Annotated in this window: 17 protein-coding genes and 1 riboswitch; of the genes, 10 read left to right on the top strand and 7 right to left on the bottom strand. The window is 42.2% G+C overall.

Annotated elements, in window-relative coordinates; genetic code table 11:
• Positions 1 to 4: 4 nt before the first annotated feature.
• Complete coding sequence (locus tag R7P80_RS05815; protein WP_318096697.1) at positions 5 to 1,735, top strand: hypothetical protein; 1,731 nt, start codon at positions 5 to 7, stop codon at positions 1,733 to 1,735.
• Between the two features lie 349 nt (positions 1,736 to 2,084).
• A riboswitch (glycine riboswitch) is annotated at positions 2,085 to 2,184 on the top strand.
• A 122-nt stretch (positions 2,185 to 2,306) separates the two neighbouring features.
• Positions 2,307 to 3,683, top strand: a complete 1,377-nt coding sequence (locus R7P80_RS05810) for an alanine/glycine:cation symporter family protein (RefSeq protein WP_005377785.1) — start codon at positions 2,307 to 2,309, stop codon at positions 3,681 to 3,683.
• A 118-nt stretch (positions 3,684 to 3,801) separates the two neighbouring features.
• On the opposite strand, the gene R7P80_RS05805 is transcribed toward R7P80_RS05810, so the two are convergent.
• Together R7P80_RS05805 and R7P80_RS05800 are read right to left on the bottom strand one after the other, a co-directional pair.
• Positions 3,802 to 4,368 (bottom strand): hypothetical protein, encoded by a 567-nt coding sequence (locus R7P80_RS05805; RefSeq protein ID WP_005385713.1) that lies wholly within the window; start codon positions 4,366 to 4,368, stop codon positions 3,802 to 3,804.
• Positions 4,368 to 5,003 (bottom strand): LysE family translocator, encoded by a 636-nt coding sequence (locus tag R7P80_RS05800; RefSeq protein WP_225491436.1) that lies wholly within the window; start codon positions 5,001 to 5,003, stop codon positions 4,368 to 4,370. The genes R7P80_RS05805 and R7P80_RS05800 overlap by 1 nt, the downstream gene beginning before the upstream one ends.
• Before the next feature lie 223 nt (positions 5,004 to 5,226).
• On the opposite strand from R7P80_RS05800, the gene R7P80_RS05795 reads away from it, so the two are divergent.
• Positions 5,227 to 6,699, top strand: a complete 1,473-nt coding sequence (locus R7P80_RS05795) for a carboxypeptidase M32 (protein ID WP_017820931.1) — start codon at positions 5,227 to 5,229, stop codon at positions 6,697 to 6,699.
• A gap of 70 nt (positions 6,700 to 6,769) precedes the next feature.
• Here R7P80_RS05795 and R7P80_RS05790 read toward each other — a convergent pair whose 3' ends face one another.
• From R7P80_RS05790 to R7P80_RS05780, 3 genes are all read right to left on the bottom strand, one after another.
• Positions 6,770 to 7,720: an LpxL/LpxP family Kdo(2)-lipid IV(A) lauroyl/palmitoleoyl acyltransferase gene (locus R7P80_RS05790; RefSeq protein ID WP_053303308.1), complete on the bottom strand. Its 951-nt coding sequence runs from the start codon at positions 7,718 to 7,720 to the stop codon at positions 6,770 to 6,772.
• 420 nt (positions 7,721 to 8,140) lie between these two features.
• Positions 8,141 to 8,476, bottom strand: coding sequence for a DMT family transporter (locus tag R7P80_RS05785; protein WP_069593657.1), 336 nt, complete (start codon positions 8,474 to 8,476; stop codon positions 8,141 to 8,143).
• 123 nt (positions 8,477 to 8,599) lie between these two features.
• Positions 8,600 to 8,986 carry a DUF6559 family protein gene (locus R7P80_RS05780; protein WP_005377791.1) on the bottom strand — a complete coding sequence of 129 codons (387 nt, stop codon included), beginning with the start codon at positions 8,984 to 8,986 and terminating at the stop codon, positions 8,600 to 8,602.
• Positions 8,987 to 9,326: 340 nt separating this feature from the next.
• On the opposite strand from R7P80_RS05780, the gene metA reads away from it, so the two are divergent.
• The 7 genes from metA to R7P80_RS05745 all read left to right on the top strand — a co-directional run bounded on the left by metA (position 9,327) and on the right by R7P80_RS05745 (position 19,438).
• Complete coding sequence (gene metA, locus R7P80_RS05775; RefSeq protein WP_005377792.1) at positions 9,327 to 10,268, top strand: homoserine O-acetyltransferase MetA; 942 nt, start codon at positions 9,327 to 9,329, stop codon at positions 10,266 to 10,268.
• Positions 10,269 to 10,447: 179 nt separating this feature from the next.
• Entirely contained in the window at positions 10,448 to 11,173 is a 726-nt protein-coding gene (gene pilW / locus R7P80_RS05770; protein ID WP_033905207.1) for a type IV pilus biogenesis/stability protein PilW, read from the top strand.
• Between the two features lie 267 nt (positions 11,174 to 11,440).
• Positions 11,441 to 12,370, top strand: coding sequence for a phosphate/phosphite/phosphonate ABC transporter substrate-binding protein (locus R7P80_RS05765; RefSeq protein ID WP_017633990.1), 930 nt, complete (start codon positions 11,441 to 11,443; stop codon positions 12,368 to 12,370).
• Positions 12,370 to 14,526: a GGDEF domain-containing phosphodiesterase gene (locus R7P80_RS05760; RefSeq protein ID WP_154204636.1), complete on the top strand. Its 2,157-nt coding sequence runs from the start codon at positions 12,370 to 12,372 to the stop codon at positions 14,524 to 14,526. The genes R7P80_RS05765 and R7P80_RS05760 overlap by 1 nt, the downstream gene beginning before the upstream one ends.
• Positions 14,527 to 14,682: 156 nt before the next feature.
• Entirely contained in the window at positions 14,683 to 17,859 is a 3,177-nt protein-coding gene (locus R7P80_RS05755) for a response regulator (RefSeq protein ID WP_225491437.1), read from the top strand.
• Between the two features lie 9 nt (positions 17,860 to 17,868).
• Positions 17,869 to 18,345 (top strand): hypothetical protein, encoded by a 477-nt coding sequence (locus tag R7P80_RS05750; protein ID WP_017633987.1) that lies wholly within the window; start codon positions 17,869 to 17,871, stop codon positions 18,343 to 18,345.
• A gap of 1 nt (position 18,346) precedes the next feature.
• Positions 18,347 to 19,438 (top strand): hypothetical protein, encoded by a 1,092-nt coding sequence (locus R7P80_RS05745; protein WP_054577886.1) that lies wholly within the window; start codon positions 18,347 to 18,349, stop codon positions 19,436 to 19,438.
• 146 nt (positions 19,439 to 19,584) lie between these two features.
• Here R7P80_RS05745 and R7P80_RS05740 read toward each other — a convergent pair whose 3' ends face one another.
• On the bottom strand, positions 19,585 to 19,896 hold the full coding sequence (locus R7P80_RS05740; protein WP_005377799.1) for a hypothetical protein: 312 nt from the start codon (positions 19,894 to 19,896) through the stop codon (positions 19,585 to 19,587).
• 202 nt (positions 19,897 to 20,098) lie between these two features.
• Complete coding sequence (locus R7P80_RS05735) at positions 20,099 to 20,533, bottom strand: DUF962 domain-containing protein (protein ID WP_005377800.1); 435 nt, start codon at positions 20,531 to 20,533, stop codon at positions 20,099 to 20,101.
• Positions 20,534 to 20,602 lie beyond the last annotated feature (69 nt).

The following is a 20,602-nucleotide window of genomic DNA, read 5'->3' as shown; positions in this document are numbered from 1 at the left end:
TCATATGGCTCGACAACTTCATAAATTTACAAACACGATTGCATGGAAGCTCGATCGTCCGTCTTGGAATAAGGTGTTGAAAGATAGTAAAAAGCTGGCTCGACAACTCGATAAAGCTAACCCTGAAAATGTTCTTGGTGTTGGTGGTTCTCCTAGAGCTAGGCGACAACGACAACAAGATCAAGATTCTCACATAAAACATTATCGAAAATTACAGCTTGAACAAGAGAAATTCGAAGCTACACAGAAGAAAGTGTTGCTTCGAATTTCTCAATCCACAAGTGCAATTCGTGATATGAATGGGGCAGAAAAGAAGGTTCTATTAAATAAACTGAAACAGGCTAAAACTACAGAAGAGTTGCTTCATTTAGAGAAGAAGCTGAAGAATCAACTATCTGATACAAACCGTAAAGAGAGATCCCGAACACGAGAACTATCTAAACAAGCAGCGTTAATCACTCGCCAAAACAATGAGCGTAGAATGGCGGCAGCAAGTTCTCTCAAAAATGCAGGTATGAGCGCTGCGTTAGTTGGTGGTAGTTTAGCAGCAGTGGGTATCCAACAATCACTACAACGAGCTACAGAACTGGATGCTGCTCTCAAGAAATCTGGTTTGGATGCTAAGACATTCCAAGATATTGCGGCTGCGTCCGAGAAGTATGGTTTATCGATGGATTCTGTTGCAGACCAATACAAAGACTTCGCAGACAAGCTCGGAGACTACCAACAAACGCAAGGCGGTGAGTTTAAAGATGTTGCAGAGTGGCTAAAAGAAAATAGTAAGATTTCTGAGAAGATGCTAAAAGAGTTACGACCACTTGAAGCTATGAATCTTATTGCTAAGGAAGCCAAACGTAGAGGAACAGACATGAACAAGTTAACGTTCTTGTTAGAGTCGTTCGGCAACGATGCTATTTTGCAATTTAAGGCAATCCGTAATCTTGATGAAATTGCTTCACAACGTGAACGATTTGGTTTGAATCTCTCACAACAAGATTTAGATACTCTAGTGAAAGCTAGACAGAACATCACGTTGATGGGTGTAGGGGTTGGACGCCTAGCCGACGAATTCCTTGTTGGATTTGGTGGAGGTAATATCAACTCCATTATGACTGACTTAAAAGAATTACAGCCTACTTTCCGACAAATGGGTGAATCTGTAAGGTCTTTCGTTAACACAGCTGTTAAACATGGTGATGAGATTATCACGATTGGTAAAACAATTGCTTCAATTTGGGTCGGTTCGAAAATCTTCACTGTATTAAGCGGTGGCTTGAGTGTTGTAAATACATTAACAAATGCATTCAAAGGTTTGTTCAAGCTTATTAGCCGTGCAGCAAGTGCACTAGGTCTTGGTAGTGCAACAAGTGCAAGTGTTAAAGGTGGTGCAGCCGCACGAGCAGCAGCAGGTATGGCAGCAAGAGCTAACCCTTGGTTAATGGGCGGATACGCTGTATATGAGGGCAGAAAAGGCGGCTTGTTAGATCCTGAAAACTTTTTTGGTAAAAATAAATATACCGAGTTCTTAAATACAAATATCTTCGATCTACTTGGTCGTGCTGGTAAAGAGATTAGTTCAATTCAAACACAACATCAAAAAGTAGATGTTAACCTCAATATCGTATCCGATGTGAATCATAACGGGAACATTATCAACACAATTCGTTCTGAGATAGACAACGCTGAAGAGCAAAGGATGATAGGCTTTTATCAAAACCTATCAGCTTCAAATTAAGGCTTACAGTAATGACATTACCCCACCTTATTGGTGGGGTTTTTTATACTATCGAATACACAAGTTGGGGTACAAATTGGAGTACATCGACTTAAAACACTATGAAAAATACTTGACCTATATCTCATAGTTGGTAAATTATGCGCTGTTAGCAATAGGCTAACTATCTGATTATCTGAGAGTTATGTAACAACTTAGTAACAACTGAGAAACTTATATAAATCAAAGGTAATTGTTCCGATGAAGACTGCAGGAGAGTGGTTATTAATCAAATTTTAACATTTGATTAGCATAACTCGCCGAAGAATTAACTATTTCAGGTGCTACCTAGGTAGCGGGGACTGTAGTTGGAGGAACCTCTGGAGAGAACCGTTAAATCGGTCGCCGAAGGAGCAAGTCTTGCACTCACGCAAGGTGAAACTCTCAGGCAAAAGGACAGAGGAGTGGAAAGTTACAACCTAACTATTTTGCTTGGCCTTCCCGCCTACAACCAATAGCTTAGTTCTTTTAGAGATCGTTGATCTCGTCCTTTCCCTCTTCTCCTTATTAGTTGTTTTATTAAGGGGAAATCATGAACAACCTACAATCTTTACTACAAACCATCGATAATTTTGTCTGGGGTCCACCGCTGCTTATTTTGCTAGTAGGTACAGGGGTTTACTTCACTTTTAGCCTTGGCTTGATCCAGTTTAAACACCTCCCAACAGCGCTAGCGATGGTATTCAGTAAAGATAAGTCATCTAATACTCAAGGTGACGTTTCTAGCTTTGCAGCTCTTTGTACTGCGCTCTCAGCAACAATTGGTACTGGTAACATTGTTGGTGTTGCCACAGCAATCAAACTCGGTGGACCAGGCGCTCTATTCTGGATGTGGCTCGCAGCCCTTTTCGGAATGGCGACTAAATACGCCGAATGTTTGTTGGCGGTTAAGTACCGAAGAGTCGATGATAAAGGCCAAATGATTGGTGGCCCAATGTATTACTTGCAATACGGTGTTGGCTCAAAAGCTCTCGCGATCATGTTTGCAGTGTTTGCTTTGGGTGTTGCTTGTTTTGGTATCGGTACGTTTCCACAAGTAAACGCGATTCTGGATGCAAGTGAGATATCTCTTGGTGTTAACCGTGAGCTATCTGCCTTTGTACTAACTCTTTTGGTTGCTTTCGTAACTTTGGGTGGCATCAAATCCATTGCTAACGTTGCAGGAAAAGTGGTTCCTACCATGGCTGTATTTTATGTGTTGGCGTGTTTAAGCGTGATCATCATGAATGCAGACCAATTGTTCAATGCCGTTGAATTAGTGCTGGTTTCAGCCTTTACATCAACAGCAGCGACTGGTGGTTTTCTAGGTGCAAGCATCATGTTGGCAATCCAATCAGGTATCGCTCGCGGTGTGTTCTCAAATGAATCTGGTTTGGGTAGCGCGCCTATGGCAGCAGCAGCAGCGAAGACAGACTCTTGTGTTAAACAAGGCCTAATTTCAATGACGGGTACCTTTTTCGATACCATCATTATTTGTACCATGACAGGCCTTGCTCTAATCCTGACCGGTGCATGGCAAAGTGACCTTGCAGGTGCCGCGATGACGACTCATGCTTTTGCGGTGGGTTTAAATGCAGATACATTTGGCCCTATGCTCGTCTCAATCGGTTTGATGTTCTTCGCTTTTACCACCATTCTTGGTTGGAACTACTACGGTGAGCGTTGCGTTGTGTTCCTGTTCGGAACTAAAGCTGTGCTTCCATACAAACTGATTTTCGTCGGCTTGGTGGCATCTGGTGCATTCCTTCACCTCGATATGATTTGGCTACTGGCTGATATCGTAAACGGTCTGATGGCAATTCCTAACCTAATTGGTTTGATCGCACTGCGTCACGTCGTACTGGCAGAAACCAAACTGTTCTTTAGCTCAACATCGCAATCAGGTGAAGTTGAAGCAGTGAAAGCTTAGTGAAACGGCAGGTTTGCGGTCACAAACTACCAGTCACAGAGAGCAAAACACATTAGAAATGGTAAAAACACATAGCCCGCTATTATTTAGCGGGCTTTATTTATCTTCGGTTAAATGGTTAATCTCTCAACCATTGATGCTCAACGTTTTCTCCACGTTCTTCAAAAAACTTCGCATTTTTTTGCTTGAATTGATCCGCTTTCAACTCTGATAGCGGCCAGTCTAAAAATGCTTCTGTTACAAACGAGTCGCCGACACCAACCTCAATCGATTCCAGATGTTTCCCGATGTAGCGATAAAAGTAGCCTTGCCCAAACGCATCGCACACCATAGGTACATGCCTAACACGTTGATGATTGACAGAGACCGAAGCCCAAGTTGTCGTTTTAGGTTCACAGGTTTGCTCTTTTACAACGTCAACCTCAAATTTATTGTCCATAGTTGTCGAAACAAAAACGACAATAGCGTCATGCAAATACACACGCCTGAGCAATAACTGTTTAGTGTCTTGAGTTCGCGTTTGTTGTATTCCATTAGCAAAAGGCTCGAAGTAGCCCCAGTGCCAAGACCAGATCATGCCGCGTTGCGCAAACTGTACTTGTGGCCACGTATGCCAAGCAACAGCGGCACCTATCCCCACAATAAATACAGCGAGTAGTATCAACAATCGATAAATATTACGCATTAAACGGGTTTTTCAATTAATAACTTCACACCAAGTGCGACTAATACTGCGCCCGTCGCGCCTTCCATCCACTTCATAAAGCTTGCATTCTTTAGTAGATTTTTAGCCGAGTTAAGCGCGCCAGCTAAACCACACTGCCAAACCATCGCAATAGCAAAGTGTACAGATGCCATCATCATTGATTGAAGCAAGGGTGAACCTTCTGGATTCACAAACTGTGGCAAGAAAGCCAAATAGAAGACCGCCGTTTTCGGGTTCAAGACGTTAGAAAGAAAGCCCTCTCTAAAAGAGCGCTTACCATTAAACACTTCGTGAATCTGCTCGGTCACGGTCAATCCATCTTTCGACGACATTAGCGCTTTTAAACCGCTCAAACCAAGCCAGATAAGATAAGCTGCGCCAATCATTTTTACGATTTGGAACAACTCTGCTGATTGCGCAAGAATCGCCGAGATACCAACCGCAGAAAAAAAAGCATGTACGAATAAGCCAAAGCAAATCCCTAGACTGGTTGTACATCCATCTTTTAGGCCCGAGCGGCTAGTGTTACGGATAACAAGTGCAGTATCTAAACCTGGCGTTAACGTTAAAATCGTAATGGCAATAATAAATGCCTCGAAATTCAAAATATCCATATTATCGTGATAATTAATTGTCAATCCTTCATCAATACCGCCAATCCACAAGATTCGCAAGCTTCTTTTTTAAGAGAGCTATACAACTGGGTGAGTTTATGGACAATGGGTTGGAGTTAATTGTTAATTATTAGTAAATTAACGCAGGTTGCTTAGTGCAACACCATATGAAGGACCCGTTATCGGGTGTTTAGGGAAAGAACAAAAGAATAAGAGTAGTCACATGAACGCATTTACAAAACTCGTTGAACATTCCAAAAAAGTGGCAAATTTTGAGCATCTATCTGCCATCATAGATTGGGATCAAGCAGCGGTCATGCCACCTGGTGGCGCTGAAGCACGCTCGAATGCCACGGCAGAGCTTGATGTACATATCCATTCTTTAATGACTCAACCGCACTTGGGAGAGCTTTTCGCTCAGGCAGAAGAAGACACGCTGTCTACAAAAGAAAAATCTATCCTAAGAGAAATGAAGCGTGGGTGGCAGCAAGCTAACTTACTACCAGAATCATTAGTTCAAGCTCAATCTCTTGCTGGCTCCAAATGTGAACATGCATGGCGTACACAACGTGGAGAAAATGACTGGGCTGGTTTTGAAAAGAACTGGGCTGAAGTAGTAAAGCTATCGCAGGAAGAAGCGCAAATTAGAGCCGAAGCAAATGGCACGACTCCTTATGATGCCATGCTCGATGTTTATGAACCTGGCACAACGTCTGCGTCGTTAGACATTCTTTTTGCTGACGTGAAAACCTGGCTTCCTACTTTGATCGATGAAGCGCTTGAAAAACAACAATCAGACAACATCTTATTGCCAACTGCACACTACCCTGCGGAAAAGCAAAAAGCGCTCGGTTTGGAAGTCATGAAGCTACTTCAATTCGATTTTGAACACGGTCGACTTGATGAGAGTACCCACCCATTTTGTGGCGGTGTACCGACAGATGTACGTATTACGACACGTTATAATGAAAACGAGTTTGTCCAATCATTGATGGGGATTGTCCACGAAACTGGCCATGCTCGATACGAGCAAGGGCTACCAAAAGATTTATCAGGAACACCCGCGGGAGAAGCTCGCTCTATGGGTATTCATGAATCACAATCACTCTTCTTTGAAATGCAAATAGGACGAAGCAGCGCGTTTATCGATCACCTCGCTCGACTGGCTTCTAACCATTTTTCTGGTAGTGAATTCGAAAAAGACAATTTAGCCAAAATTTACACTCGCGTAGAAAAAGGCTTTATTCGCGTAGATGCTGACGAACTTACATATCCTGCTCACGTTATTCTTCGATATGAAATTGAGCGAGATCTCATGAACGGCGTCATCAAACATACAGATGTACCAGAACTCTGGAACGAAAAGATGAAAGCGTACTTGGGGCTATCAACCGAAGGAAACTTCAAAAATGGCTGTATGCAAGATATCCATTGGACAGACGGAAGTTTTGGCTATTTCCCGTCCTACACGCTCGGTGCGATGTACGCTGCACAATTTATGGCAGCAATGAAACAAACCGTCGATGTAGATGCGGTTATTCGTTCTGGCGACTTAGCTCCGATATTCAATTGGCTCTCGGAAAACATCTGGAGTAAAGGTAGCTTATTCACCACTGATGAGTTGGTAAAACAAGCCACGGGTGAAACACTGAATGCTAAACACTTTCAAGCTCACCTAAAAGATCGCTACTTATAAAGCGAAAAGAATAGAAAGTAAAAGCCCAAGGTTCGTATGTTCCTTGGGCTTTTTGTAGGCTCTCTATGTGTTATGCCAAGCTAGGGATGAGCCTAGGCTTGTACAAACAGTCCTCACCCTCTGGTCTAGTTTTAAACCGACGATGAAGCCACATATACTGGCTCGGACTTGCCATGATTGATGTTTCAACTATTTGATTCACGAATGCGGCGGCACGTTGATGATCCTCTTTCGGGAAACCTTCGACGGGCGCACTAATGGTTAGGGTATAGTGTCCGTCTTTTCCTCTTACCATCGTAAAAGGCACAATGGCGCAATCTGTAGAATCAACCAACAAACTTGTACCTGTCGTAGTACAAGCATTTTTAACGGCAAATAACGGTGCAAATGTCGAGCGTCGGTTACCATAATCGTGGTCCGGTGCATACCAAACCCGCTCACCCGTTTTAAGTGATTCAAGCATGGCTTTGACGTTTTTACGATCAATCAGTGTACGATTAGAGCGAGAGCGTCCCTTATACTGAAAATAATCAAAGCACGGATTATTGTTTGGGCGATAAACACCGGTTCCAGACTTTTTAATGCCAAAAGCTCGAGCACCTAACTCTAGATTCATTGAGTGTACGGCCAACATTAATGCACCTTTGCCTGACTTCTCTAAAGCCTCTAGATGCTCCATGCCTTTTATCGTGACGTGTTTGTTTACCCGTTTATCTGACCAAAACCATGCCATTGCGGTCTCAAAAAGTGCGATGCCAGTATTGTCGATGTTGTCTTTTAGAATTGCTTCGCGTTGGCATTTTTCCATATGAGGGAAGCAAAGCTCAAGATTGCGTCTGATCGTAACTTGACGTTTTCTCATGAATCGCATAGCTAAACGACCAATGTTGCGTCCCAAAGCTAGTTGAACTTTAAAAGGAAGGAGGCTAAGTAAGTACATCACGCTAATGATAATTAACGTTCCCCAGTAACGAGGCAAAAGAAATTCGGCCTTGAAAGCAGGCTTTTTGTATTTGTTCATGTAAGTATTGTCAGATGTGCCCATCTATAAGTGATAAAAACAATGATAATGGACTGCACTTTTATCATTGATAACGCTAATAACATAAATTAAAGCGCGCGGATTCTATGGTTCTTCGACACACTACACAATAAGAACTTTGCAGAAATATGTAGGGAATGAAAAAGCAGTAAAGATGAGTCGCCACGTTAACATCTATCGGAGTGATTTATCTACTGCCCTTTCCTAAAGTTTGAAGAAACATAACTTTGTATTTTCAATGCGCTAAATAATGTCTATTTTTCAATCACATAATGCGACCGTTATGAATACAACAATAAGACGTCATATCAATACTCGCCATTAGCGATTGAATTTGTACTAAAAAGCCGCAGCAATTTCTCGCTGCGGCTTCTTATTCACTTAACAAGTAGAGTGGCGTTATTCGTGCCCTACTGTTTTGGATAATAAATTTACGATCAACACACCTGCGATGATAAACCCAATACCAACTAGGGCTGGTAAGTCTAGACGCTGTCCGTAAACAAAGTAACCAACCGTCGCAACCAAAACGATCCCAGCACCACTCCATATGGCATAAACAACCCCGACAGGCATTGTTTGCACTGTGACGGAAAGCAAGAAGAAAGCGATGCCGTAACCAATCAAAACGACTGTGCTCGGCATTACTTTCGTAAATTGCTCTGTTTTGGGAATATAAGAAGTGGCAATCACTTCACATACAATCGCTATCGACAGCGCCAACATTGGTGGCATAGAGACAAGCATTTTGAACATAAGGCATTAACGCTCAACAGAAATGTAACCGACAACATGTCCGGATAATTAGGCCGCGCATTATACCCAACTCATCTCACGATGGAATACCACTAACGATGTTTACACACCATCACTTTCGCTTACTTTTTGATGACCAGGTGAAAGGCTGACGTTTTGGTGCTGACGAGAAATTTCAAAGTAGATATGCATATCAATCGGCTCAGGTGTATTGAGTAGCATCTTACCTACTTCACGTTGGAAATGACCATAATTACCTAGCTCATCCGTTAGTTCTAGGAGCTCGTAAGAGGCTTCATCGGCAAACATTCCATACGCATACTGATAATGACTGATATCCTTGCTCTTATCATAACCCAGCTTTTGAAGAGCTTGATCAATCTCTTCCGGCGTATAAATGTCTTTATCACCAAACGAATGCAGTAGCACGCAAGGAACTTCTTGAGCGATGCTCTGAATCTTTGTCTTTCTCTTGAAAATACCGAACATAATGTCCTCCACTGACGATGTTTCCAAACATGCACATTAATGCAAAATGGTGAGCTGATTGTTTTTAGTATGGCTCATTAATTTGAGACTTCCTTACTACGAAGTCACCTTCACATATTAACGTGATCGCATAATTACCAGCAAATAGTACACACTGCGTTTCAAACCTATCTCATCAGAAACTCTGCTTTAGTCACAATTGTGTGACAACCCCGAGTACGGTTTACCATAATGTAAAGAGTAGATTGAAAAGTCGGATTTCGTATCGACATCTAAACTTAATTAAGTTAGCTTTAGAAGTATAGACGTCTAGATTGACTATGCTTAGGGAGAGAAAGTCGTGCCAATTAGAATTCCAGATCAATTACCAGCTACCGATGTATTAAGGACAGAAAACATCTTCGTGATGAGTGAAACGCGTGCAGCGAGTCAGGAAATACGTCCTTTAAGAGTGCTGATCCTTAATCTGATGCCAAAAAAAATAGAGACTGAAACTCAGTTTCTGCGTCTACTCTCAAACAGCCCACTACAGGTTAACGTCGAATTACTGCGCATTGATAACCGCCCGAGTAAAAATACGCCAACTGAACATTTAGACACGTTTTATCGCCAATTTGAAATGGTGCGAGATAAAAACTTCGATGGCATGATCATTACTGGGGCTCCATTAGGTTTGGTGCAATTTGAAGATGTCATTTATTGGGATCATCTCAAAACCATCATGGAGTGGGCAAAAGATCATGTGACATCCACTCTTTATGTTTGCTGGGCTGCGCAAGCAGGACTAAAGCTACTCTACGATCTACCTAAAAAAACGCGTAAAGAAAAACTTTCAGGCGTGTATCATCACCAAATCCATCATCAATTTCACCCTATCTTACGTGGATTTGATGACACGTTTTTGGCTCCTCACTCGCGTTACGCAGATTTTTCGCCTCACTTTCTAGAAGAGCATACTGACTTAGACATTTTAGCGACATCGGATGTCGCAGGTGTGTACTTGGCCACCACAAAAGACAAACGCAATGTCTTTGTCACAGGACACCCTGAGTATGATTCTCACACCTTACATAATGAATATATCCGAGATTTAAGCGAAGGTATGGAGCCCGCTATTCCTGTCAACTATTACCCAAACAACAACCCAGATAACCCACCAATTGCAAGCTGGAGAAGCCATGGACACCTCCTCTTTTTAAACTGGCTGAACTACTGTGTTTATCAGCAAACACCGTACGACCTCGATCACTTCAGTGAAGATGCTTTCACTAAAGACGATTAGCTTCAAAATAAGCAAACAAAGCACTCATCATTACCGAAATGTAATATGTGAACCAAGCCGCCATATGGCGGCTTTTTCATAACAGTTTGCAAACCTGATCGCATAGTGTTTTTTCCTCAATAGGCTTTTGCTAAGTAATTCATATCATGCAGAAAGATTCAGGGATGTAGGGATAAAGAATGAAAACAGCAAAGCTCGGTGCACTAATATTATTGTCTCAGTTTGCACTCGTGGGTTGCGTGACGGTGAAAGAAGATGGAAGCCCTGTCGTTAAAGCCGATCCTGTGGCAATGGCAGAATCACGTATCGCACTTGGCTTAGGTTATTTAGACGGCGGTAACATGATTCGCGCGCATGATAACTTACAACAAGCCTTAAACCACGCACCTCAATACTATCGCGCGCAATTATCTATGGCTCACTACTACGAAACGGTTGGTGAAGATATTAAAGCCGAACAGATGTATAAACGCTCTCTACGCCAACACACTAAAAACGGAAATGTGCTCAATAACTACGGTACTTTTCTTTGCAAGCGAGGTGCCTTCGAAAAAGCCGATCAGATGTTTAATCGAGCCATTGAGCAGCCTTATTACTACCTTATTCCAGCGAGCTATGAGAATGCAGCTTTTTGTGCTCTAAAATCACAAGATAAAGACAAAGCGAGATACTACTTTACTAGAGCTATCGATCATGATCCCCATAGACCAAAATCGATTTTGCAACTCGCTAAAATAGAAATTGATAGCGGTGATTATACTGAAGCTAGAATTCGATTAATGAGATTCAATCAAATGTATGGCGTGAAGAAGCCCTCTTTGCAACTCATGATTCAACTTGAACGTGCAGCAGGCAATGAAGCTCTCGAGAAAAAGTATCAAAAACAATTGGAAAAATTTTCTTAGTACAAAATAGCGATACATAAGGCGCATTAGCTCACAGCCAATACAGCGCTTGACCAAGAATCCAGTGAATTCAGACTCACGGTGATACATTCATCCTGTACATAAACGTCAAATTCGGTACTATTTGAACGGAATAAGTGACCAAGTCACATTATAAAAAGTGCGCACACAACGAAATTTGTACATCATACTGTTTTTAAGATTGATTTCGGCACATTGATAAATACTAAATATTACTGACATGCACCAGAAGGAAGTTGAAGCCGGATGAAACCTGCCTGCACTCTGTTATTACTCACTTTGCTGAGTTCACCTTTTGTTGTCAGTGCACAAGAAAATATTGAGAAAACATTCACGTTTGGCATTGTGTCCAATAAAGCCCAAAGCAAAATCAAAAAAGCGACGCCCCTTACTCAGTATGTAACTGAAAATATGTCTGAATATGGTTACGCAAAAGGGGCAGTAAAGGTATTTAAAAATTATCGTCAGCTCGCGGTTGCGCTTGAAAATGGCACCGTTCAAATTGCAACGGCGACCCCCTTTAATGCGATGACCTTAGAAAAGGAGTCTAATAGCCAAGTTCTTGCTATACGATGGAAAAAAGGCCTGCAAAAATATCATACGGTGTTCTTTACTAATAAAGAGAGTGGGATTGAGTCACTTTCTGACCTGCGCGGAAAAACGCTTGTTTTTGAAAAGCGCACGTCTACCAGCAGCTATTACCTACCTGCGATTACATTGCTGAATCACGGAGAAAAACTGCAATACCTTCCCTCTCCTGATGACAAACCGGCCAAAGACAGTATTGGTTATTTATTCCTTGATGAGCAACTCGCTCAGTCAAATGAAATCAACCTATCTGTATGGGTATATAAACAGAGAGTTGCGGCAGGAGCATTCAGTAACTTCAACTGGAACAATCCCAAAGATTTGCCAGAGAACATGAAAGACAAACTAGCGATTTTTTCTCGTTCTGTTGAAATACCCAGGGATTTGATTCTCGCCTCTCCAAGCATGAGCCTAGAGCAACAGCGTAAAATCACGTCCATACTCCTTGATATGGATACAACTCACGAAGGCTCTCTCGCACTTAAAAAGTTTCAGAACACCAAAAAATTCAGCGCACTTACTCCAGAAATGCGAGCCTCCTTAAGTACAGTGCGCAAGTCAGTTCACTTGTTACCGAAGGTGGATTGATGTTTCAAAAGCTCTCACTCGAAACCAAATACATTTGCTCGACAATGTTCGTTGTCTTGTTTGTTGTGGTGATAAATCTTGCGTTATACATGCACGGTTACGATGCGTATTCAAATAGCTTAACTCAACAAATCACGAACAACTCTCAAGAAAAAACAGAATCTTACGTTAAGCAAAAAGGGTTGGTTTATGCAGAGCTATTATCAAAACAGCTTTTTGATCCACTCTATACAGACAATATCAGTCAAGCGTATGAGCAAATTAAGGCAACATTGAGCCAGCCAGATGTCTCGAAAATACATGTTGTTGACAATGAAGGGCTAATCTTTCACGACGGCACTACTCAGCTAAGGATGTTTGCCCAACCTCATTACCGCTCTCCTTTTATTTTGAAAGCAATAGAAGAATCTAGAACTCTCGTTTCCTTTTCCAAGCATCAGTTGGAGATCGCAGCGCCGATTCAGCAATCAAACATTACTCTTGGGGCGGTGTATCTTGAGCTTAACTTGATACACCTACTGGAAGAGAAAGAACAGAACATTGAACAAGTCCAAGCGATTACCTCAAACGATAAACAGAAGATGTTTAACTTGCTGCTAACGATCAGTGGGATATCCGTTCTATTCGGTAGCATCATCGCTTATGCTTTGGGGCGGTCGTTAACTAAGCCACTCAAGCAACTAAAAGATCAATTTTCAGAGTCAAATACCCAAGCGCTGCCAGTCACCGACATACAAAGCAAAGATGAAGTGGGAGAACTTATTTCGGCGTACAACAAAATGTCAAACAAAGTGAACCGATACACCAGCCGAGTTGAGTTCATGGCGTACCACGATATTCTGACTTCCCTGCCAAACCGAGAAAAGTTACTCATTGATATTCAAACGCAAATAACTGACCACAAATCCCCCTCACTCGCGGTTGTGTTTATTGACTTGGATGACTTTAAGCACATTAACGATAACTATGGACATAACATTGGGGATAAATTGCTAGGCCATCTTGCCTCAGAGCTTCAAGGCCGTTTGCCGAGTTATTTTAAGCCGCTTTACCGCCTTTCTACCATCGTAAGTCGAGTAGGTGCGGATGAATTTGTACTGGCCTTTCCGTGCTCGGACAATCATGAAGCTAGAGAAAAAGCGAACGATATTCATCGCCAACTACTCTCTCCCTTTAGTTTGGAAGAGAACGATATTCAAATTACGGCAAGCCTCGGAATTGCTGTGTATCCAGAATTTGGTTCAAACGCTGAGTCTCTTTTACAGCTTTCCTCTCTTGCGGCGCAGGAATCTAAAAGACGCGGTAAAGACATTATGACGATATACGATTCCACGTTTGATGAAACGATTAAACAACGTTTATACATAGAACGAGAACTGCGTCGTTCAGTACGTGACTTGTCTCAATTCGAGCTGTGGTATCAACCACAATTTGATCTAAAAACCTATCGCCTAATTGGAGTCGAAGCATTGGTTAGGTGGAATCATCCCGAGAAAGGCTATATCAGTCCAGAATCGTTTATCCCGATCGCAGAGCAAAGTGATTTAATATTGGAGCTTGGAGAACATATCATTGAGACAGCAGTTGCTCAGCGGGCAATGTGGGCAGAACATTTCGGTACTGATTTTCACATCGCATTAAATTTATCCCCAAGGCAAATCTATCGCCAAGATTTAAGTCAATTATTTTCTAAGTATTTACGACGACATGATGTCGCCCCTCAAACCATTCATGTTGAAGTGACAGAGTCACTTTTTATTGATGATACAGAGAAAGCTCAATATGTGCTTAAAAAACTACAAAGTATCGGAGTGGAAGTTTGGCTAGATGACTTTGGTACGGGGTATTCAGCCCTTGCCTACCTACAACATATGGCTTTTGACGGGCTCAAGATTGATCGTTCATTTATCGCTCAAATCCGAAAAAGCGATCAAGACGATTCATTAGTTCGCGCGATTGTATCCATGGCTCACAACCTAAGAATGAAAGTAGTAGCCGAAGGCGTAGAAACTCAAACTCAGCTCACACGAATGGAGTCTCTCCACTGTGACGTCGTACAAGGTTTTTTCTTAGGTAGACCTGTACCTGCCGAGGAATTGATTGCATTTGAATACCAACGAGGGAATGGCGCTCAAAGCGTCAATCACTTTGCTTAGAACGCCGTTTTGTTAACTATTGCCGCTTAGCGCGTTAGTACTCGTAATGCAATATCGGTCACACTTCCCCCACCTCATTAATATGAATTTTCTCTTAAAATCTAACATCTGAGATAAATAAACTACACTTTTCATATCAACTTCTTGGATATGGAAATGCGCGTGGTAGGAATCTTTTCTTGGAACAACCTGTCGGTAAAACAAAAGCTATTTGGGTTGGTTTTGCTGCCAATTTTATTGTTGCTTGTCCTCGCGGGTAAACATGTACAAAGCCTTTCTATCCAGGCTCAGGAACTACAAAAAGCACAGTTATTCTCTGTCTACATCGACCGCGTATCTTCGCTTTATCACCTACCGAATAACCCTGATATAATAGATAAGCAACTAAAAACTCAGCAGATATCTCAATTGTTACGCGACACCGCTGCACCAGTATTCGGTGAAAACGCTGAGATACTAAACCAGTTGACAAGCTTTGAGGAAGCAACCCTCTCGATGCTCTCTTCGCAAAATCAAGAAGAAAAGTTAGATGCGGCAGAGTGGCGCGCTGATACGTTCAAAGAAATCCTCATGAGCTTAGACAAAGTCTATTTTAGAAATGTGAGTTATGAAACAAACACTCACCTTTCTTCTTTGATGCAACTTGAATGGTTGATGTTTTGGTCTACTGAAGAGCATAGATTAAGCGAATATTTGATTCGATCTTCAGAGGAAAATAACGAGTATGACCTCACAACACAGGCTTCTATCCAATCTTTAATCCAGAACCAACAACTATTTCTAGAGCGTTTTGTGACGCTAAATGCCAATCAACAACAAGTAGATCTGCTCATTGAGACGTTTACGGGTGAAGTCTTTATCAAAAGCCAAGAGTTTCGTGCTTATTTATTGCAACCAGCTCAACTCAAATCATTAACCCCGGATGAGATTGATGCGGGGTTATCTGCACTCAACAAACGCTTATCGTTATTACAAAGTGTTGACGACAAAATGGAACAACAGCTGAGTGATGATATATCAAAGACAATCAACACGACGACACAGCACCGCTTTACCTTTATCGCAATGATGAGCCTTTTAACGCTGTTGGTCGTAAGTTTAACGCTAAGATTGGTGCGAAAAGTTACTGGAAACTTGAATCTAGTCCTCAAATTTCTCAGTAACGAAAGCAATGAACAAAGTAACACTGAAAATTCACCTCTTGCTCAACTAATAAAGGGTAAAGACGAGCTGAGTAAGTTTGCTCGAGAGGTAAAAAAGCTTAGTGATGAGCGGATGTTGTCCAGACTAAAGCTCACACAAGCTAAAGAAGATGCAGAACAAGCAAAAGATGATGCAATTAAGGCGAGTAAAGCCAAAAGTAGCTTTTTGGCCAACATGTCCCACGAGATCCGCACGCCGCTAAATGGCGTTATTGGCATCTCTGAAGTGTTATCCGATACTTCCCTGACTGCCACACAACGCGATTACGTCGACACGATTGAAACCTCCTCCCAACTGCTTTTGAGTTTAATTAATGACGTTCTAGACTTCTCAAAAATTGAATCTGGGATGTTGCTCATTAGCCCACATTCAACTTGTGTTCGAGAGTCTATCTATGACATTGCTTCTATCATTTCACCGAAAGCAAAGGAAAAAGGCATCGATGTGCAAGTCAACATTAGCCGTAACACGCCTTACCACGTAATGTTGGATGACCATCGTATACGCCAAGTTGTCATGAACTTCATGTCTAACGCGGTAAAATTTACCGAACAAGGCAGTGTAGAGCTATCGGTCATCACCCGCGAAATTAAAAATGGTGAAGCGGTCATCGAGTTTTCCGTTAAAGATTCTGGGATTGGTATTGATGCCCAGCAGCAAAAGAAAATATTTGCTCCATTTGCCCAAGAGGATAACTCTACTACCCGACAATTTGGGGGAACTGGACTTGGGCTTGCCATTAGCACGCAATTAGTTGAGCTAATGGGTGGAGAAATTCAACTTGAATCAGAGAAAGGTAAAGGCAGTCGCTTCTTCTTTGAACTAACTGCTCCTGTTGTGACGCAAGAGTTTAACGCTTATCACGCTCTGAATCACAACGATATATGGATTGTATGCAGCAGTACTCAACTAGAACAAAAACTGCGTAACGAGTTAAGTTTTTTCAACATCAATATAACGCAGTCAGTAGATACCTTAAGTGCGTTGCCAACGTGGATTGATAACGAGCGCGTTATCGTTATTCATGTAGAAGCATCACCAAATGCAGCGGCGATGCATATCGATGAGATAGAAAGCCTTTGTAAACGAAACATTCGTGTCTGCCTCATCAAGCACCTTCATAGCCCACAATTCGACTTTAGAAACAGTATCAGCGCCTTGGTCACTCAGCCACTACTAGGGCAGCGCTTAATTAAAGCACTTGAAAGTTGTGCGGCAAATTTCTCGCACGCACAACAAGAGAGCACTTCAGCGCAACATGTTAAATCTCTGCCGAAAATTTTGGTTGTTGATGACAATACGGTCAATCAAAAAATCGCGGGGCTACACGTCACAAAAGCTGGCTTCGACTTTGATGTCGCTGTAAACGGACAAGAAGCGGTTGAGAAATTTCAACAGAATCAATACAGCCTAATTTTAATGGACTGCATGATGCCCGTAATGGATGGATTTGAAGCCACCCAAATAATTCGTCAAATAGAAGTAAAAGAAAAACGCGCTTTCAGAATTCCGATTATTGCTCTAACGGCAAGTGTGGTCGATGACGATATACAAAAATGCTTTGACGTTGGAATGGATGACTATGTGCCCAAACCGTTTAAAGCAGGGTTGCTTAAAGAGAAGTTAGATAAGGCAATTGGGTTACGTGTTTCCAACACGACGCCTGCTGAACCACACCAAGAGAACACCACCCCCGATAAAACTCATGAACTACCTGCAAGTTCTGAGCAACCAGAAGCAACGGTAACGCCTATTCGATCCGAACGCATCTTGCTTGTCGAAGATAATAGAGTGAACCAGAAAGTAGCTTCTCTATTGCTATCTAAAGCAGGCTATCAATTCGAAGTCGCTGAAAACGGACAAATTGCAGTCGAAATGTTCCAAAAAGATGGAAAGTTTGATGTTATTTTGATGGATTGCATGATGCCCATAATGGATGGGTTCGAAGCTTCTAGGCAAATTAGAGCTTATGAAGCGAGTAAAGGATTAGCTAAGACGCCCATTATCGCATTAACCGCAAGCGTCGTAGATGATGACATTCAACGCTGCTTTGATTCAGGAATGGATGCCTACGTACCAAAGCCTGTGCGCAAAGAAAAACTGTTGTATCAAATAGAACAAGCAATGTAGGTGGATTCTATGAGTAGAAATCATTCTCGCGTTGCTTTTCCTTTGCGTTACATAAAACGCTATCTGTTTATTCTGATTGCCCTTCTTTCATTAAATTGCCAAGCTCTCGCTGCAGAGAGCTACGCCGTTTTCTCATTTAATGACGAATTCTCTCCGCTCACTGTCAATAAAGCGCGAAAGTTGTACAGAGGGAAGACGCAACTTTTACAAGGCCAGCGAATTGAACTCTCTGACTGGCCTGCGACATCAACAGAAAGAGCTGAGTTCTATCGTTATCTTCTCAACAAAAATTTAGCGCAAATGAACGCGCATTGGGCAAGCTTGTCTTTTTCAGGTAAAGCTAGACCGCCAAAAGTGATTGCACGCTCCAGCATTGATGACCTCATAGCATGGATGCAAGAGAAGCCGAATAGAATTGGTTATGCCCCAACATCGAGCGTCCCAAGTAATGCTCATGTTTTATGTGTGGTTAGCTCGGAGAATTGATATGAAAAAATATTTAACCATGTTATCGCTGAGTATCGCGACCTTTCCGAGCTCAGCCACGATTGAGCTAACAGAACAACTTTCTTTAAGTGGTTTTGGCTCTACGTCGTGGGCAAAATCCGATAACCCAACTACGGTACTAGTTAACCGCTTTATTGGCGATGAATCTTGTTTCGATTGCGATACCACTTTCGGCATGCAGCTCGATTATTTTCACAAGGCATTTCGGGCATCCGCACAAGTCGTAAAGCGCCCGCAAGACCATTGGAGCTCGCCTCAGCTCGAGTGGGCGTATTTGGCTTATACCTATAAAAACATAGAAATACGAGGAGGACGCTTAAGACTGCCACTGTTTTTGATGTCTGAGTACAACTATGTCGGCCACGCTTTTACCCAAGCCCGCCCACCGAATGAGGTATATGACAGCATTCTAGGTATCACGGCTTATAACGGCCTATCTGCACGCTGGATTCATGACCTCAATGAGCAAGTCGTACTTACCGCCATGCCGTTTGTCGGGTTTAAAGACAATAGTGACGTAACCATCAATGAACGTACTGAATTGGAAATTGAGTCAAACAACACTGCAGGGATGAACTTAACGCTAAGCGGAGAGAGCTATCGTTGGAATTTTTCCTACCTCCACGGCGATTATGATCAAACAACGACGCTCTCTAACATTGAGCAGTCCACTCCCGGTGGCGGAACCACAATCATTGACCGTCTAGTTGAAACAGAAAAAAACAACACGATCGATCTGTTTTCTCTAGGGTTAAGATACGAGCTCGATAACATTGTGATTATGGCAGAAGGACAGACCAGCAATCTTTCCTCATCTTGGTACGCGACAACAAGTTATAATGTAAACAAGCTGACTCCTTATATTGTTTACGGTCAGCAGTTTAATAGTCGGGATAAAAAAAGTGGAGACAGTTTCTTACTCGGGTTGAGATACGACCTAGATTACAACGTTTCCCTGAACGCAGAATGGCAAAGGTTCAACGCCTACAATAATAGCTCTGGCGCGTTTTCATCAGCCCCAAAGGATGACAGTGCGAGCCTTTATACGCTAATGCTCAACTTCGTTTTTTAATGTTTCTTACAGTACCAATTTCCACAACACTGAGGGCTGTTGTATTAAGAAGGCTTTTTGCAACACGTAACTAGACGCTAAACGACTGGAAGGGATAGAATCGATCAGATAGGTAAGTGGCAATCCAAACAGAGACAAAGGTTACTCTATTTCGGTTTGTTTTGATTGCCTTTTAACCGCTTTTCTTTGCGTCGCAGTGCCCGGAAAAACTTTGACTCTTCATGGTACCAACCAAGGACACTAATTGGGAAGCCCACGAGCATCATAATAAAAACATCCGCAGGGAGTTGTTCCCAAATGTCGCTTAAAGAATGCAGCTCTCCAAAAATGAACAAACCGATGACTTTACCAAGCAGTAATGCACAACAAATCATAAAGAAGGACTTTAATATATAGTGCCATTTGCCTTTTTTACGCTCTTCTCTCCAATAGGCATACTTATATTGTCGATCGTACATTCATCCCCCTAAAGTAAACTTGCCGTAAGTTTAAGCATCTCGATAGCGTAAAGTGCGTTGGCACCTCTTTAATCATAGTGCGTATCTAAAGTGAATGCTTGTCGTGGCAATAAGAAGGAGAGGTATTCTGTAGTAAGAGCTACATAATCTCTGAACGTTATATGTCTTGTGTCATTCGGATGATGCCTGATTTTGCTTATCGCTAGTGTTTTCTGAACACCCAAATCGGGCCGATGAGTAGAAACTGTAAATCCTCAAAAAACGACGGTTTTTTACCTTCAATCTTGTGACCGATAAATTGCAATATCCACAATACGCCAAACAAGAGCATAGAAATATGCAGAACGGGCAACATCAATACCTCTAGCGACCAAATAAGGCCAATGCACGCTAATGTGTAGCCGATCATCATCATGAATACACTCAGAGACAAACGAAAATAGAAAACCCAAGTGGGGATCACCGCTACCCAAACCCAATTAAGTTCGAAGCCTAATAATGAAATCTGGGGAATCGACCAAATAAGTCCAACCACAGAAAGGTAAATACCTGGAACTGCGATTGTGTGAATCTTTTGGTTGATAGGGTTTTGGTGACTCTCCCCGTATTCTTTTAGCCATTCAGATAATGCTCGCATATCATTCCCCTTTTCCACCTTCTTATTCTTATATAGCCCGAGGATGAAAAAGGTGCGAATTTTTCCGTA

The sequence above is a fragment of the Vibrio sp. 2092 genome (genome assembly GCF_033339635.1).
GTDB classification, from domain to species: domain Bacteria; phylum Pseudomonadota; class Gammaproteobacteria; order Enterobacterales; family Vibrionaceae; genus Vibrio; species Vibrio alginolyticus.
This window is presented reverse-complemented; position numbering and strand designations above follow the sequence as displayed.